This is a genomic window from Pseudomonas sp. Q11, from assembly GCF_024494355.1.
GTDB classification, from domain to species: domain Bacteria; phylum Pseudomonadota; class Gammaproteobacteria; order Pseudomonadales; family Pseudomonadaceae; genus Aquipseudomonas; species Aquipseudomonas hefeiensis.
Map to the genome: position 1 here is coordinate 63,139 of NZ_JAKNQY010000030.1, position 15,396 is coordinate 78,534.

The following is a 15,396-nucleotide window of genomic DNA, read 5'->3' on the forward strand; positions in this document are numbered from 1 at the left end:
CGGAACACACATCATGATGAGCCTGTACGTCGTCGCCGCGATCGTTCTTGCTGTCGCGCTGGGATACACCACCAAAATCAACATCGGCCTGTTCGCCATCGCCTTTGCCTATCTCCTGGGCTGCTTCGGCATGGGCTTGAGTCCTTCTGAAATCATCGGCATGTGGCCGCTGAAGATTTTCTTCATCATCTTCTCGGTCTGCCTGTTCTACAGCTTCGCCATCGTCAACGGCACGCTGGAGAAACTGGCCGAACACCTGCTCTATCTTTGTCGTAACGTGCCGCACCTATTGCCTTATGCGGTGTTCCTGACCGCTTGCCTGATTGCCGGGCTCGGCGCGGGTTATTACACGGTGTTGGCCTTCATGGCCCCGCTGACGCTGCTGCTGTGCCAGCGCACGGGCATGAGCCTGATACTCGGTGGCATGGCGGTGAACTACGGGGCCCTGGGCGGTGCCAACTTCGTTTCCAGCCAGAGCGGCATCATCTTCCGTGGCCTGATGACCGGCCTGGGGGTTCCCGAAAGTGAAGCCTTCATCAATGGCCTGGCGATCTTTGCCAGCACCATGGTCATTCCACTGGTGGTCATCACCGCGTTCGTGTTCTTCGCCGGCCACGGCCGTGCGCTGAAGAACGCGGCGGTCGCGATCGAGACGCCGAGCCCGCTCAACCGTGAGCAGAGAATCACCTTGTGGCTGACCTTGCTGATGATGCTGATCGTGTTGGCCGGCCCCATCGCGCACATCCTGTTCCCGGACAATGCGACGGTGACGTTCGTCAACTCGAAGGTGGACATCGGCCTGATCGCCAGCGTGTTCTCGGTGATCGCGCTGATGCTCAAGCTCGGCGACGAGCGCAAAGCCATCGCCTCGCTGCCTTGGGGCACGCTGATCATGATTTGTGGCGTGGGCATGCTGATCTCGGTGGCGATCAAGGCCGGCGCCATCGACGCTTTGGCATCGTGGATCGGCGGCAACATTCCACCGGTGCTAGTGGCCCTGGTGTTCGGTGTCGTCGCCGCGCTGATGTCGATCTTCGCCAGCACCTTGGGAGTGGTCACGCCGGCGTTGTTCCCCATGGTGCCGCCGCTGGCCGCCGCCATGTCGATCGACCCCATGGTGCTCTTCATCAGCATCGTGGTTGGCGCCCAAGCCACCTCGATCTCGCCGTTCTCCTCTGGCGGCAGCCTGATCCTGAGCTCTTGCGCCGATGAGCAGAGCCGAACCCGGCTGTTTCCCCAATTGCTGCTGCGTGCCGCACCCATCGGTTTTGTTGTGGCGATGTTGTTTAACCTTGCGCTGACTTTTGCCTGAAGCGTTTGGGCTTTGGCAGGTCTGGGAGGTGCAATTCACTCAAGGCCTACCCGAACCCCTTGTGGCGAGGGAGCTTGCTCCCGCTGGGCTGCGCAGCAGCCCCAAACCAGCTGGGATAAATCCCCACGCCACAAAGGCGCTTAAGATCGATGGATCAGCTCTCAGGGGTAATGACTGAATCTGGAGCGGGCTCGGCAGCCAGCTTTAACCGGTCAGCCTTACTGATGTATTTGGATTTCTTTGGCGGGGCCAGTTTGGCACTCGCCTTTTTTGCGTGAGCCTTGAGTAACTGATTTAGTTTTTTACGACGATTCATACTTTCTACTCGGTCTGTAAAGTCTTGGATGATGGTGAACGTTTGGGCGTGAAGCCAAGCAGTGATTTTGCGCTCCACAGGTGGCCCTGCTGCTCGGAAGCCTACCCCCAACCCTCAAGCCGCATGGTCGCGCGCACCAGGCGTTGCTCTTCCTGTTCGATCTCCTTGAGGTTGTCGCGGATGCTGTGGATGTGTTCGCGCGCAGCGCGCTGAGCTTGTTCTGGCAGGCGCTCGATGACGGCGTGATAGAGCCGTGAGTGCTGGCGGTCGATCTGGCGTTTTTGCATGGGGCGATGGTAGAGGTTGTTGACCGAGGCGAACACCGTACTGAGCATCAAATCGGTCAACGACTGCAGGGTGTGCAGCAACACCGGATTGTGCGAGGCCTCGCAGATTGCCAGGTGGAAGGCGTGGTCAAGGCGGGCATGTTCGCGCGGCTCGGCAGGTACGGTCTGGCTGTGGGCCGCGAGCATTTCTTCGTAGCGTCGGGTGAGCAGGACGAAGTCCGCATCTGTGCCGCGCAAGGCGGCCAGGCGCGCTGATTCGGCTTCCAGCAGTGCGCGCACTTCCAGAAGATCAAACAGGGTACGCGGTTGCGAATTGAACAGGTGCATCAGTGGGCTCGCGTCGCGGTTCCCGTTCAGCGTGGCCACCCGTGAGTCACGGCCTTGGGTGGTCTCGATAATGCCGCGCCCGCGCAGCACTTTCAGCCCTTCACGCAGGGCCGAGCGGGATATTCCCAGTTTCTCGCACAGGCGGCGCTCCGAGGGCAGTGCCTGACCAACCTTGAGCACGCCATCGACGATCAATCGTTCGATCCGCTCGGCGACCACATCACTGACCTGGCGGCGAACGGGGGATGTTTCTTCGAGCATGTCAGCTGCCTCGGGTAACTGGTAGTACCAGTTCTAAATGATCATTCGCGCTAGGCCCAATATAGCCACCAATCCTTTATTTATAAGGCCATTGGCAGGGAGAGGTTAGAGGTTAGCTTGAAAAAACTGGTCATACCAGTTCATTCGGCAATAGACGACCACCCTGCAAGGCTCTACATATAGCGCATAACAAGCGGCCCGGCTCGCTACCGGCGCGGCACAAAAGAACAATAAAGCGAGAAAGCCTGCCATGAGTATTTTGTACGACGAGCGCGTTGATGGGGCGCTGCCTGAAGTGGACAAGTCAGCGCTGCTGGCTGAACTGCGGGAGCAGCTTCCAGACCTGGAAGTGCTGCACACCCAGGAAGACCTCAAACCCTACGAGTGCGACGGGCTCTCTGCCTACACCACCACGCCAATGCTGGTGGTATTGCCTGAGCGCATCGAACAAGTCGAACGCCTGCTCAAACTCTGCTATCAACGCCGTGTGCCCGTGGTGGCACGCGGGGCCGGGACGGGCTTGTCCGGTGGTGCGTTGCCGTTGGTCCAGGGGATTTTGCTGGTGATGGCGCGCTTCAAGCACATCCTTGAAGTCAATCCAGAGGGGCGTTTCGCCCGTGTTCAGCCGGGCGTTCGCAACCTGGCCATCTCCCAGGCGGCCGCCCCTTACGACCTGTATTACGCACCGGACCCATCCTCGCAGATCGCCTGTTCGATTGGCGGTAATGTCGCTGAGAACGCCGGAGGCGTGCATTGCCTGAAATATGGCCTGACCGTGCATAACCTGCTCAAGGTGGAAATCCTCACGGTTGAAGGCGAGCGCATGACCTTGGGCAGCGATGCCCTGGATTCGCCCGGCTTCGACCTGCTCGCCTTGTTCACCGGCTCCGAAGGCATGCTGGGGATCATCACCGAAGTCACGGTCAAGCTGCTGCCCAAGCCGCAGGTGGCCAAGGTGTTGCTGGCCAGCTTTGACTCGGTGGAGAAAGCCGGGCGCGCAGTGGGTGAAATCATTGCGGCCGGCATCATCCCCGGCGGCCTGGAGATGATGGACAACCTGGCCATTCGCGCCGCCGAGGACTTCATTCACGCCGGTTATCCGGTGGATGCCGAGGCCATCCTGCTGTGCGAACTGGACGGTGTGGAGGCCGACGTGCACGACGATTGCGAGCGTGTTCGCGCAGTGCTGGGCGAGGCCGGCGCCACCGAAGTGCGCATGGCCCGCGATGAGGTTGAAAGGGTCAAGTTTTGGGCCGGGCGCAAGAACGCCTTCCCGGCCGTCGGGCGTATCTCGCCGGACTATTACTGCATGGATGGCACCATTCCACGTCGTGAACTGCCCGGGGTGCTCAAGGGCATCAGTGAGCTGTCCGAGGCGTTCGGCCTGCGTGTGGCCAACGTGTTCCATGCCGGTGACGGCAATATGCACCCCTTGATTCTGTTTGATGCCAACCAACCCGGCGAGCTGGAGCGGGCCGAGTCCCTGGGCGGCAAGATTCTTGAACTCTGCGTCAAGGTAGGCGGCAGCATCACCGGCGAACACGGGGTGGGGCGCGAGAAGATCAATCAGATGTGCGTTCAGTTCAACAGTGATGAGCTGACCCTGTTTCACGCGGTGAAAGCCGCCTTCGATCCGCGTGGCCTGCTCAATCCCGGCAAGAACATTCCGACCCTGCATCGCTGCGCTGAATTCGGCGCCATGCACGTGCACCACGGCCAACTGCCCTTTCCTGAACTGGAGCGCTTCTAATGGTGATGCAGCACGACTGCGACGCCAGCGAGGCGTTGCTGGAACAAGTCAATCACGCCCTCAACAGTGCTACGGCGTTGCGCATTCAGGGGGGTAACAGCAAGGCGTTCCTCGGTCGCAAGGTCGACGGCGAAGTGCTCGATACCCGTGCCCACCGCGGCATCGTCAGCTACGACCCGACCGAGTTGGTGATCACCGCCCGCGCCGGCACGCCGCTGCTTGAGCTGGAGGCGGCGCTGGACGCGGCCGGGCAGATGCTCACCTGCGAGCCTGCACAATTTGGCGGCGCCGCGACCCTCGGCGGGATGGTTGCGGCAGGTCTGTCGGGCCCGCGCCGGCCCTGGTCCGGCGCGGTTCGTGACCTGGTCCTGGGCACCCGCTTGATCACCGGAACGGGCAAGCACCTGCGATTTGGCGGCGAGGTGATGAAGAACGTCGCCGGCTACGACCTGTCGCGGCTGCTGGCCGGTAGCTTTGGCTGCCTGGGGGTGATTACCGAGGTGTCGCTCAAAGTGCTGCCCAAACCGCGCCAGTGCCTGAGTCTGCGGCTGGAGATGGACGCCGCCCTGGCCTTGCGCAAACTGGCCGAGTGGGGCCAGCAACCCCTTTCGCTGAGCGCCGCCTGCCATGATGGTCAGGCGTTGCACCTGCGCCTGGAAGGTGGCGAAGGCTCGGTCGCAGCGGCCCGCGAACGCCTCGGTGGTGAGTTGCTTGAGAGTTCGTACTGGGCCGACCTGCGCGAGCAGCGTCTGGATTTTTTCGCGGACCCGCGCCCGCTCTGGCGTTTGTCGGTGCCGGCCAATACCGGCGTGCTGGCGCTGCCCGGGGAGCAACTGATCGACTGGGGGGGCGCCCAGCGCTGGCTCAAGTCCGATGCCGATGTCGCGCTGATCCGCCAGATCGCCGCCCAAGCCGGTGGCCACGCCACCTGTTTCACCGCCGGCCACGGCGACAGTCCGTTCCATCCGCTGGCCGCTCCGTTGCTGCGCTACCACCGACAGCTCAAAACCCAGCTTGACCCCCAGGGCATCTTCAACCCTGGCCGTATGTATCGTGAGGTGTAGCAGTGCAGACCCATCTGAGTGAACAGGCCAAGCACCTGCCGCGCGCCGAGGAAGCCGAACGCGTCCTGCGCAGCTGTGTGCATTGCGGCTTTTGCAACGCCACCTGCCCGACCTACCAGCTCATTGGCGACGAGCTGGACGGCCCACGTGGGCGCATTTATCTGATCAAGCAAGTGCTGGAAGGCAACGAAGTCACGGCCAAGACCCAACTGCACCTGGATCGCTGCCTGAGCTGTCGCAACTGTGAGACCACCTGCCCGTCAGGCGTGCAGTACCACAACTTGCTGGATATCGGCCGCGCAGTAGTCGATGCCGCCGTGCCGCGCCCGCTGGCTCAGCGTGTATTGCGTCAAAGCCTGCGGGCCGTGGTGCCCCATGCGCGGCTGTTCAAAGGGTTGATTGAGGTCGGCCAGGTTTTCCGTCCGCTGTTGCCGGCCAGCCTCAAGGCCAAATTGCCGCGCACTGCCAATGCCGCCAAACCCCGGCCCGAGCCACGCCATGCCCGCCGTGTGCTGATGCTTGAGGGCTGTGTGCAGCCTGGCCTGGCACCTAACACCAATGCCGCCACGGCGCGGGTGCTCGATCGCCTCGGCATCAGCGTCACACCGATCAATGAAGCCGGTTGCTGCGGTGCGGTGGACTACCACCTCGACGCCCAGGAGCAAGGTTTGCAACGTGCGCGGCGCAACATCGATGCCTGGTGGCCCGCCATCGAGCAGGGCGCCGAGGCCATTGTGCAAACCGCCAGCGGCTGCGGCGCCTTCGTCAAGGATTACGGCCATCTGTTGGCGCAGGACCCGGCCTACGCCGAGAAAGCCAGGCGCGTCAGTACGTTGGCCAAAGACTTGGTTGAGGTGCTCAGCGTCGAACCTCTGGAGCAACTGGGTGTGCATGCCGACAAGCGCGTGGCTTTCCATTGCCCCTGCACCTTGCAGCATGCGCAGAAGCTGGGTGGCGCCGTAGAGAGCGTGCTCGCTCGCCTTGGTTTCGGCCTGACGGCTGTGCCCGACGGTCACCTGTGTTGCGGCTCGGCCGGGACCTATTCATTGACCCAGCCGCAGCTGTCCAGGCAGTTGCGCGACAACCGACTCAATGCCCTGGAAAGCGGTAAGCCGCAAGTGATCGTCACCGCCAACATCGGCTGCCAGACCCACCTCGACGGCGCCGGCCGCACCCCTGTGCGGCACTGGATCGAACTGGTCGAAGAAGCCCTGAACTAACCGGAGAACAGCATGCTTAGCAAAGCCGTATTGAGCCAGACCGAAGTCAGCAAAATCCTCGCCGCTGCCCGCAGTGAAGCCGAAAAAAACCACTGGGTCGTGACCATCAGTGTGGTCGACGACGGCGGTCACCCGCTGGCCCTTGAGCGTCTGGATGGCTGCGCACCGATCGCCGCCTACATCGCCGCCGAGAAGGCCCGCAGCGCCGCCATCGGGCGTCGTGAAACCAAAGGTTATGAAGACATGGTCAATGGCGGGCGTAGCGCGTTCCTGTCCGCGCCGCTGCTGACTTCGCTGGAAGGTGGCGTGCCGGTGATTGTCGATGGCCAGGTGATTGGCGCGGTGGGCGTTTCCGGGGTCAAGGCCGATCAGGACGCCCAAGTGGCCAAAGCCGGTATCGCCGCACTGGGCTGATTGCAAAGGTGAAGCACTTGCTCAGTGAGCCGCGCTGACACCTGACGCCGGCCATCTACTGTTTTTTGGAGAGTGAAAATGACTGATCGCGTGAACTGCCAGCGCCTGCAAGTGGCCGTCAACCTGCAACGTTTCGTCGACGAGCAAGTGCTGCCCGGCACCGGGATTGAACGCGAGGCGTTCTGGGCCGGTTTCGACGCCCTGGTGCATGACCTGGCGCCGCACAATCGTGCGCTGCTGGCCGAGCGCGATGCGCTGCAGGCGAAGCTGGACAGCTGGCACCGCGCGCACCCAGGCCCGATCAGCGACATGCCAGCCTACCGTGGGTTTCTCGAGTCCATTGGCTACCTGTTGCCGCAGCCAGACACGGTGCGGGTCACCACCGCCAACGTCGACAGCGAGATCACCCAACAGGCCGGTCCACAGCTGGTGGTGCCGATGATGAACGCCCGCTACGCGTTGAACGCCGCCAATGCGCGCTGGGGCTCTTTGTACGATGCGTTGTACGGCACCGATGCCATCGCTGAAGACGGTGGCGCTCAAAAGGGCCCGGGTTACAACCAGGTGCGTGGTGACAAAGTCATCGCGTTCGCCCGCGCGTTTCTCGATCAGGCCGCGCCGCTGGGCATGGGTTCCCATGCCGATTCGGTCAATTACCGGGTCAGTGCGGGGCAATTGCAGGTGACCCTGGTTGACGGCACCCAAACCGGTTTGGCCCAGGCCGACAAGTTCGTCGGTTATCAGGGCCAGGCCAGCGCACCGACAGCGGTGCTGCTGAAAAACAACGGCCTGCACGTGGAAATCCAGATCGATGCCGGCAGCCTGATCGGCGCCAGCGATGGCGCAGGGGTCAAGGACTTGTTGGTGGAGTCCGCGCTGTCGACCATTCTCGACTGCGAAGACTCCGTCGCGGCGGTCGATGCGGCCGATAAGGTGGTGATCTACCGTAACTGGCTCGGCCTGATGAAAGGCGACCTCAGCGAAGCGCTGGAAAAGGGCGGCAAGTCTATCGTGCGCCGTCTCAACCCGGACCGCGAGTACACCGCTGCCGCTGGCGGTGCGTTGAAACTACACGGCCGCTCGCTGCTGTTTGTGCGTAACGTCGGGCACCTGATGAGCAACCCGGCGATCCTCGACGGCGAAGGCCACGAGATCCCCGAAGGCATCCTCGACGGCGTGATGACCAGCTTGATCGCCCTGCATGACCTCCAGCGCCACGGGAACTCGCGTACCGGCAGCGTCTATATCGTCAAGCCGAAAATGCACGGTCCGGCTGAAGTGGCCTTTGCCGATCAGTTGTTCACGCGTATCGAGGACCTGCTGCAGTTGCCCCGGCACACCCTGAAGATGGGGATCATGGACGAGGAGCGCCGCACCAGTATCAACCTCAAGGCGTGTATCGCCAGCGCGGCGGCGCGGGTGGCCTTCATCAACACCGGCTTTCTCGACCGCACCGGTGACGAGATGCACACCGCCATGGAGGCCGGCGCGATGCTGCGCAAGGGCGACATGAAGAGCAGCGCCTGGATCCAGGCCTACGAGCGCAACAACGTGCTGGTTGGCTTGAGCTGCGGTCTGCGTGGCCGGGCGCAGATTGGTAAGGGAATGTGGGCCATGCCGGACCTGATGGCCGCCATGCTCGAGCAGAAGATCGCCCATCCCCAGGCCGGCGCCAATACGGCCTGGGTCCCGTCGCCGACCGCCGCCACCTTGCATGCCTTGCACTACCACCAGGTGGATGTGCAGGCGGTGCAGCGCGAGCTGGAAGCCATCGACCTCAACAGTCAGCGCGACGACCTGCTCAATGGCCTGCTCAGCGTGCCGGTGGTGGCCGAGCCTGACTGGAGCGCCAGCCAGATCCAGCAAGAACTGGACAACAACTGCCAGGGCATCCTCGGTTATGTGGTGCGCTGGGTCGAGCAGGGCGTGGGTTGCTCCAAAGTGCCGGATATCCACGACGTCGGCCTGATGGAGGATCGCGCCACGCTGCGTATTTCCAGCCAACACATTGCTAACTGGCTGCACCACAACGTCGTCAGCCAGACGCAGGTGCGCGCAAGCCTTGAGCGCATGGCCAAGGTGGTCGATCAGCAGAACGCCGGCGATCCGCTGTATCGCCCCATGGCCGACGACTATGCTGCTTCGATGGCGTTCCAGGCCGCCTGCGACCTGGTGTTCAAGGGCCGTGAGCAACCCAGCGGCTACACCGAACCGCTGCTGCACGCCTGGCGTCTACGGTTCAAGCAACAGGCCTGAGGAAGGTTAATTGTCGAGGGTGCTGCGGTGTCCATCGTGACCGCAGCCCCGAAAGCCCTTGCCTTGGCAGGGGCGCCGTACAACAGGCCCCGACAGCCCATGGCTGCCGGGGCCCTTGAGCATGAGCGCGGCGATGGGTGATCCCTGTCGACGCGGTTCGCGGAGCACATGTGCTCTGGATGCGTGGCGCCGGATACCCCCGGCAAACTGTGGTTCACAACAATAAAAAGGAACCAAAACCATGAGTCAAACACTGCTGTCCATCTTGGCCTTCGTACCGCTGGTACTGGCGGGCGTGTTACTGATCGGCTTTCGCTGGCCAGCCAAATACGCCATGCCCGTGGTCTTCGTACTGACGGCGCTGATCGGCCTTGGGGCCTGGGACATGACGTTGAATCGGGTCCTGGCGTCCTCGCTGCAGGGCCTCGTCCTCACGGCGGCGATCCTGTGGATTGTTTTCGGCGCCATTCTGTTGCTCAACACCCTCAAGCATTCCGGCGGCATCAGCTCCATTCGCCGCGGCTTTGCCAATATCAGCCCGGACCGTCGGGTCCAGGCGCTGATCGTGGCCTGGCTGTTCGGCTGCTTCATCGAGGGTGCTTCCGGCTTTGGCACACCTGCGGCGGTAGTCGCGCCGTTGATGGTTGCGTTGGGCTTCCCGGCCATGGCCGCGGTGGTACTCGGCATGTTGGTGCAGTCCACGCCGGTGTCTTTTGGTGCCGTCGGCACACCCATGGTGGTCGGGGTCACCGGCGGCCTTGACCAGACCGGTCTGGGCGCGCAACTGGCTGCGGTCGGCAGCAACTGGGACGTGTTCTTCCATCTGATCGTCTCGCGGGTGGCGATCATCCATGCCCTTTGCGGGATTCTCATGCCGCTGATCATGATCAGCATCATGACCCGCTTCTTCGGCAAGAACCAATCCTGGCGCGAAGGCCTGGTCATGGCGCCATTTGCGATTTTCACCGGGTTCGCCTTCGTCATTCCTTACGCAGCCGCCGGGGTGTTCCTCGGTCCGGAATTCCCCTCGATGATTGGTGCCCTGGTGGGCCTGAGCATTGTGATCCCGGCTGCCAAAGCCCGTTTCCTATTGCCCAAGACCACCTGGGACTTTGCCCCGGCCAGCGAGTGGCCAGCGGAGTGGATGGGCAAGATCGAGATGAAACTCGACGACATGGCCGGCAAGAAGGCGATTTCCGTCCCCATGGCCTGGGCACCCTATGTGCTGTTGGCCGTGCTGTTGGTGCTGTCGCGCAACATTCCACCGCTCAAGGCCTGGCTGCTGTCACTGAGCTTCGGGGCCAAAGACATTCTCGGTGAGACCGGCGTGTCCGCCAGCCTGGAGTTGCTCTACCTGCCAGGTGGTTTGCTCTGCGTGGTTGCGCTGATGACATTCTTCTTGCACCGCATGCGCGCCAGCGAATTGGTAGCGGCTGTGAGCGAATCGAGCAAAACCTTGCTGGGCGCCGGTTTCGTGTTGATCTTCACCATCCCGATGGTGCGTATCCTGATCAACTCAGGGGTGAACGGATCGGACCTGGTGTCGATGCCGGTGGCAATGGCGCGTCTGGTCGCAGACAGTGTCGGCAGCGTGTACCCGTTCTTCGCCCCGGCGGTGGGCGCACTGGGCGCGTTCATCGCCGGCTCCAACACCGTGTCGAACCTGATGCTGGCGCAGTTCCAGTTCAACACCGCGCAACTATTGGGCATCTCTGGCGCGCTGATGGTGGCGTTGCAATCGGTAGGCGCGGCGGCCGGTAACATGATCGCCATCCACAACGTGGTGGCGGCGTCGGCGACAGTCGGCCTGCTGGGTCGCGAAGGCATCACCCTGCGCAAGACCATGCTGCCGACGCTGTACTACATCGTCCTGGCCGGTATCATCGGCATGATCGGCTTCTATCTGCTGGGTATCAGTGATCCGCTGACGAAGTCCTGAAACCTGCGGCTGCCCGCCGGTGGGGCGGGCAGCTTCGGTCAGGCGAGTCCGCCTGAGCTAAACCCGCGCATAGGTTGACAGGTTGTAAATGAAAGCCCCTGATTCGTGATGAATCAGGGGCTTTGTAGTGTCTGGCGTTTTATAGAAGGGTACCCGCCGGCGCCGCATCCAGCCGCCTGGCAATCACATCCATCACGTCGCAACCGTCACGCAGCGGAATGCAGCAAAGCTGTGCCAAATCCTGAAGCGTCGCAGGGTCGACGCTCTGTTCATCGCGCATCGCAAAATTCTCAAGGAACTGAGTCGCGGCGCGGATTCGGTAGGCGGCTGCATCAAGCAGGATGTGTAGCGGGGCGCAAGTATCGACGTAGAGGGGTTGGTCGTCGGCGTTGCTGGTAAGGCTCATGTATTGGTTCATATCAATTCCCTGTGCTGGTGAAGGAATTGTGTCAATCGAGTCGCCAAACCCGGTCGCCATTTTGGGCGACGCCCAGACTATAGGCGCCACCACAAAAAATACGCAAGGGATTGATAGCGCGGAGGTTTCCCAATCACATGTGGGATATTTCCGTAGCTCAATCAGCCAGTTTCGCCATTCCACCCCCATTTACGGCCCTACACGTCCCACAATCCAATCGCGCATTCCCACCCGGCGCGGGATAATACGGTCCGGCTTGGGGTCACAACCGCTTCCCCCTGATTGTATTGGCGGCTGAGAAGGATCGATCGCAATGACAGACTGGCTGCAAAGCTATGGCGAGATGGCTGAACGGGTACGCGCCCACGATTGGGAGGCCAGCCCGCTCGGGCCGCCGAAGCAGTGGCCCGATGTGCTGAAGACCACCGTAGCGTTGAGCCTCGCCTCGCATTTCCCCCAGGCCATCGTGTGGGGGCCGGACCTGATCACGTTGTACAACGATGCCTTCGTGCCCATCCTTGGCAATAAACCCCAAGCGCTGGGCCGGCGGTTCGATGAGGTGTGGAAAGAAGTCTGGAGCGACATCGGCCCGATTGTGCGGGCGGCTTTCGAGGGGCAGGCGACTTATATCGAGAACTTCCCTCTGATCATCGAGCGTGGCGGCGGCCTGGAACAGGCGTATTTCACGTTCTGCTACAGCCCCATCCGTGATCAGTTCGGCAAGGTCGTGGGCATGCTGGACACCGTCACCGAGACCACTTCCACGGTGTTCATGACCCAACGCCTGGCGGTGCTGGATGCCATTGGCAATGCCGTGGCGAATGCCACCGACCCGCAGGCCATCATGGCAACCACCACGCGGATTCTGGCGGCGCACCTGAACCTGTCCAATTGCGCCTATGCGGATATGGATGAGGACGAGGATGGCTTCACCATTCGCGGTGATTGGGCTCGGGCGGGGTCACCCAGTATTGTCGGGCATTACCGGCTGGCGGATTTCGGTCGGCTGGCGGTTGCCAACCTGCGGGCCGGCAAACCACTGGTGGTCAACGATAACCTCAAGGAACTGGCGCCCGAGGAAGCGGCGACGTTCCAGGCCATCGGTATCGCTGCGACCATTTGCGTGCCGCTGATCAAGAACGGACGTTTGACCGCATTGATGGCCATCCACGATAAAACGCCGCGGGTCTGGTCCAGCAACGATCTGGCGCTGCTAATGGAAGTGACCGAACGATCCTGGGCTCACATCGAGCGGACCCGTGCGGACGCCGCCGTGCGCGAGGGGCTCGCGGCCCTGGCGGAACTGAACGCGACGCTGGAGGAGCGGGTCGAGGAGCGCACCACGCGCCTGAAACAGACCGAAGCGGCCCTGCGCCAGTCGCAGAAACTTGAAGCCATCGGCCAGCTCACCGGCGGGGTGGCCCACGACTTCAACAACCTGCTGACAATCATTCGTTCCTCCGTCGACTTTCTGCGCATGCCCAACCTGTCCGATGAGCGTCGCAACCGCTACATGACGGCGGTTTCCGAGACGGTGGAGCGTGCCGCCAAGCTGACCAGCCAATTGCTCGCCTTCGCCCGGCGTCAGCCGTTGAAACCGCAAGTCATCGATGTGGGCAAGCAGGTGCAAAGCCTCGGCGACATGCTGCAAACCGTCACGGGCGCGCGGATTCAGGTCAGGGTAGAGCTGAGCGACCGGCCTTGTTACATCCGCGCTGACGTAAGCCAGTTTGAAACGGCGCTGATCAACATGGCCCTCAATGCCAGGGATGCCATGGACGGGCAAGGCACGTTGTCGCTGCGGCTCATTGGCGGTGCTGGCATGCCGCCGATCCGAGGTCACGCGGGAGCCGGGCAGTCTTTTGCCGCCATTGCCCTGGCCGACACCGGCACCGGTATTGCGGCAGAAGTCCTGGAGCATATTTTCGAGCCGTTCTTTACCACCAAGGAAGTGGGCAAGGGCACCGGGCTGGGGTTGTCCCAGGTGTTCGGTTTTGCCAAACAGTCTGGCGGCAACGTGGATGTTTCGACCGTAGTCGGGGAGGGGACGGTGTTTACCTTGTACCTGCCGGAAGTCGAGCCTGAAGAGATTCATGAGCCCATTCGGGAGGAAACCACGCCCCTGCTGCTGGAAAAGGGCAAGCGTCGGGTGTTGATCGTGGAGGACAACCTGGAGGTCGGGCGTTTTGCCAATCAGATCCTGCAGGATCTGGGCTACGAAACGGCCTGGGCCACCAACGCCGAGGAGGCACTGGACATGGTTGGCCCAGATGCGACGGCGTTCGACGCGATATTCTCCGACGTCGTCATGCCTGGCATCAGTGGGATTGCCCTGGCCAAGGCACTGCGTCAGCGCCGCCCGGATCTGCCGGTGGTTCTGACGTCGGGTTATAGCGAGGAGCTGGCCCACCGCAGCCATGAAGATTTCGAGTTTCTATCCAAGCCTTATTCGGCCGATCAGGTTTCCCGGATTTTAAGCCGCTCGATGGCGGGGCGGATTGAATAAAGGTGTCCGTGCGCAAATCACGCAGCTCCATTCGTCGGCCAAACGTCTGCCTGAATAATCAGTCCGTTGATGACCGGCTAGTCTGAAAGTCGTGAAGGCCGATATTTTCCAGGCAACGGGTTGTTGCCGGTGTGGGCCTCGACGAAAAGGGGAAAGGCGATGGGAGCAGCGTACAGCGAGGATAACGGAGCCGCATATCCGATCAATGAAGGTTTGCAGTGTGGTCAATCGGCCTATAGGGCGGACTTTGGCGACGAGCCGATCAAATCCATCAAGACCAAGGTCTCTAAAGTGCCGCGAGGGGAAAAGGCCAAGTTCCTGCCCAGGGTCCCGGTCAGCAAGTAATGTTACAACTCTCCAATGCAGCCCCGTCATCGTGGCGAGGGAGCTTGCTCCCGCTGGGCTGCGCAGCAGCCCCCAAACCAGGCAACTCGGTGTGCCAGGAAGATTGAGTTAACTGCTTTAGGGCTGCTGCGCAGCCCAACAGCGCGGTGCGACGCTTCGCTAAATCCCCTCGCCACGACACCATTCCAGCCTCTGGCAAAAAAAATCCTCATCTTTTTTCTCGCGACGGTTTCTTTCACGTTTCTTTCACAAGCGGGCGCGTAGTCTTAGCTCATCCGTTAGAAAGCAGTAAAAGCAGTACCTGCCCGTTTCCCCAGCGGGCTTTTTTTTGCCTGTCATAAAACTACCCCTCCGTTTGTTGTCCAAGGGACATGGCCCTACGCTATCTGGCGTAGACTGACGCCCGCGCGTACCGGCCATCTTTCCCCGATGCGGCATTCTTGAGGTTTTTATCATGCGTTTAACTTTATCCAGCTTGGTACTTGGGCTTTTGGTTGCTCAGGGCGCTATGGCCGCCGGCGACGGCACTGCCGCGGTTGGCGGTGGCCTGGGCGGTGCGTTGGGTAACGTAGTCGGCCAGCAGATGGGCGGCAGCACAGGCGCGGCCATTGGCGCCGGTGTCGGCGGTGCAGCCGGCAGTGCGGTGGGGGCGCGTAAGGGCAGCCGTACAGAAGCGGCTATTGGCGGTGGCTTGGGGTCGGCCGGTGGTTCGATTGTCGGTAACAGCCTGGGTGGCTCGACGGGCTCCACCATCGGCGCAGGCATTGGTGGCGCGGCGGGTGGTGCGTTGGGCAGCAACCTGTCCAATGACAACGATGGTCATTCGGGTGGTAAGAAGCACAAACACAAGAACAAGCATAAGAACAAGCATCGTTAATCTGGTGTTTGGATGAGAAAGACCCGGCCTTGAGCCTAATGCTGTTCATTTAGGAAAAACGGCGCTTGTTTCAGAAATGAAAAGCGCCGTTTTTTTGTTTTTTG

The 15,396-nt window shown here is 61.7% G+C and carries 12 protein-coding genes; 9 read left to right on the forward strand and 3 right to left on the reverse strand.

Translation table 11 applies throughout. From position 1 onward, the window contains the following. Positions 1-13 precede the first annotated feature (13 nt). A complete protein-coding gene (locus tag MA884_RS24300) occupies positions 14-1,312 on the forward strand; it encodes an SLC13 family permease (protein ID WP_256232896.1) in 1,299 nt (432 codons plus the stop codon). 154 nt (positions 1,313-1,466) lie between these two features. Here MA884_RS24300 and MA884_RS24305 read toward each other — a convergent pair whose 3' ends face one another. Next, positions 1,467-1,628, reverse strand: coding sequence for a DUF2986 domain-containing protein (locus MA884_RS24305; RefSeq protein WP_256232897.1), 162 nt, complete (start codon positions 1,626-1,628; stop codon positions 1,467-1,469). Positions 1,629-1,729: 101 nt separating this feature from the next. Then, positions 1,730-2,503 (reverse strand): transcriptional regulator GlcC, encoded by a 774-nt coding sequence (glcC, locus tag MA884_RS24310; protein WP_256232898.1) that lies wholly within the window; start codon positions 2,501-2,503, stop codon positions 1,730-1,732. Between the two features lie 250 nt (positions 2,504-2,753). Here glcC and glcD point away from each other — a divergent pair, with 250 nt between their 5' ends. From glcD to MA884_RS24340, 6 genes are all read left to right on the forward strand, one after another. Continuing rightward, positions 2,754-4,253: a glycolate oxidase subunit GlcD gene (gene glcD, locus MA884_RS24315; RefSeq protein ID WP_256232899.1), complete on the forward strand. Its 1,500-nt coding sequence runs from the start codon at positions 2,754-2,756 to the stop codon at positions 4,251-4,253. Positions 4,254-4,258: 5 nt separating this feature from the next. Further along, complete coding sequence (gene glcE / locus MA884_RS24320; protein ID WP_256232907.1) at positions 4,259-5,317, forward strand: glycolate oxidase subunit GlcE; 1,059 nt, start codon at positions 4,259-4,261, stop codon at positions 5,315-5,317. Between the two features lie 2 nt (positions 5,318-5,319). Further along, entirely contained in the window at positions 5,320-6,537 is a 1,218-nt protein-coding gene (gene glcF / locus MA884_RS24325) for a glycolate oxidase subunit GlcF (protein WP_256232900.1), read from the forward strand. 12 nt (positions 6,538-6,549) lie between these two features. After that, positions 6,550-6,951 carry a heme-binding protein gene (locus tag MA884_RS24330; protein ID WP_256232901.1) on the forward strand — a complete coding sequence of 134 codons (402 nt, stop codon included), beginning with the start codon at positions 6,550-6,552 and terminating at the stop codon, positions 6,949-6,951. 78 nt (positions 6,952-7,029) lie between these two features. After that, positions 7,030-9,207 (forward strand): malate synthase G, encoded by a 2,178-nt coding sequence (locus tag MA884_RS24335; RefSeq protein WP_256232902.1) that lies wholly within the window; start codon positions 7,030-7,032, stop codon positions 9,205-9,207. A 241-nt stretch (positions 9,208-9,448) separates the two neighbouring features. After that, a complete protein-coding gene (locus MA884_RS24340; RefSeq protein ID WP_256232903.1) occupies positions 9,449-11,146 on the forward strand; it encodes an L-lactate permease in 1,698 nt (565 codons plus the stop codon). 139 nt (positions 11,147-11,285) lie between these two features. On the opposite strand, the gene MA884_RS24345 is transcribed toward MA884_RS24340, so the two are convergent. Beyond that, on the reverse strand, positions 11,286-11,564 hold the full coding sequence (locus MA884_RS24345; RefSeq protein WP_139049490.1) for a short-chain dehydrogenase: 279 nt from the start codon (positions 11,562-11,564) through the stop codon (positions 11,286-11,288). A 313-nt stretch (positions 11,565-11,877) separates the two neighbouring features. Here MA884_RS24345 and MA884_RS24350 point away from each other — a divergent pair, with 313 nt between their 5' ends. Continuing rightward, a complete protein-coding gene (locus MA884_RS24350) occupies positions 11,878-14,070 on the forward strand; it encodes a response regulator (protein WP_256232904.1) in 2,193 nt (730 codons plus the stop codon). 799 nt (positions 14,071-14,869) lie between these two features. Further along, a complete protein-coding gene (locus MA884_RS24355; RefSeq protein ID WP_256232905.1) occupies positions 14,870-15,292 on the forward strand; it encodes a glycine zipper domain-containing protein in 423 nt (140 codons plus the stop codon). The last annotated feature ends 104 nt before the right edge of the window (positions 15,293-15,396 follow it).

What these genes read in the sequence shown, in the direction of transcription:
- MA884_RS24335 (WP_256232902.1), top strand. Translation starts at nt 7,030, where the DNA reads ATGACTGATCGCGTGAACTGCCAGCGCCTGCAAGTGGCCGTCAACCTG.
- glcE (WP_256232907.1), top strand. Translation starts at nt 4,259, where the DNA reads ATGCAGCACGACTGCGACGCCAGCGAGGCGTTGCTGGAACAAGTCAAT.
- MA884_RS24350 (WP_256232904.1), top strand. Translation starts at nt 11,878, where the DNA reads ATGACAGACTGGCTGCAAAGCTATGGCGAGATGGCTGAACGGGTACGC.
- MA884_RS24345 (WP_139049490.1), bottom strand. Translation starts at nt 11,564, where the DNA reads ATGAACCAATACATGAGCCTTACCAGCAACGCCGACGACCAACCCCTC.
- glcC (WP_256232898.1), bottom strand. Translation starts at nt 2,503, where the DNA reads ATGCTCGAAGAAACATCCCCCGTTCGCCGCCAGGTCAGTGATGTGGTC.
- MA884_RS24330 (WP_256232901.1), top strand. Translation starts at nt 6,550, where the DNA reads ATGCTTAGCAAAGCCGTATTGAGCCAGACCGAAGTCAGCAAAATCCTC.
- MA884_RS24305 (WP_256232897.1), bottom strand. Translation starts at nt 1,628, where the DNA reads ATGAATCGTCGTAAAAAACTAAATCAGTTACTCAAGGCTCACGCAAAA.
- glcD (WP_256232899.1), top strand. Translation starts at nt 2,754, where the DNA reads ATGAGTATTTTGTACGACGAGCGCGTTGATGGGGCGCTGCCTGAAGTG.
- MA884_RS24300 (WP_256232896.1), top strand. Translation starts at nt 14, where the DNA reads ATGATGAGCCTGTACGTCGTCGCCGCGATCGTTCTTGCTGTCGCGCTG.
- MA884_RS24340 (WP_256232903.1), top strand. Translation starts at nt 9,449, where the DNA reads ATGAGTCAAACACTGCTGTCCATCTTGGCCTTCGTACCGCTGGTACTG.
- MA884_RS24355 (WP_256232905.1), top strand. Translation starts at nt 14,870, where the DNA reads ATGCGTTTAACTTTATCCAGCTTGGTACTTGGGCTTTTGGTTGCTCAG.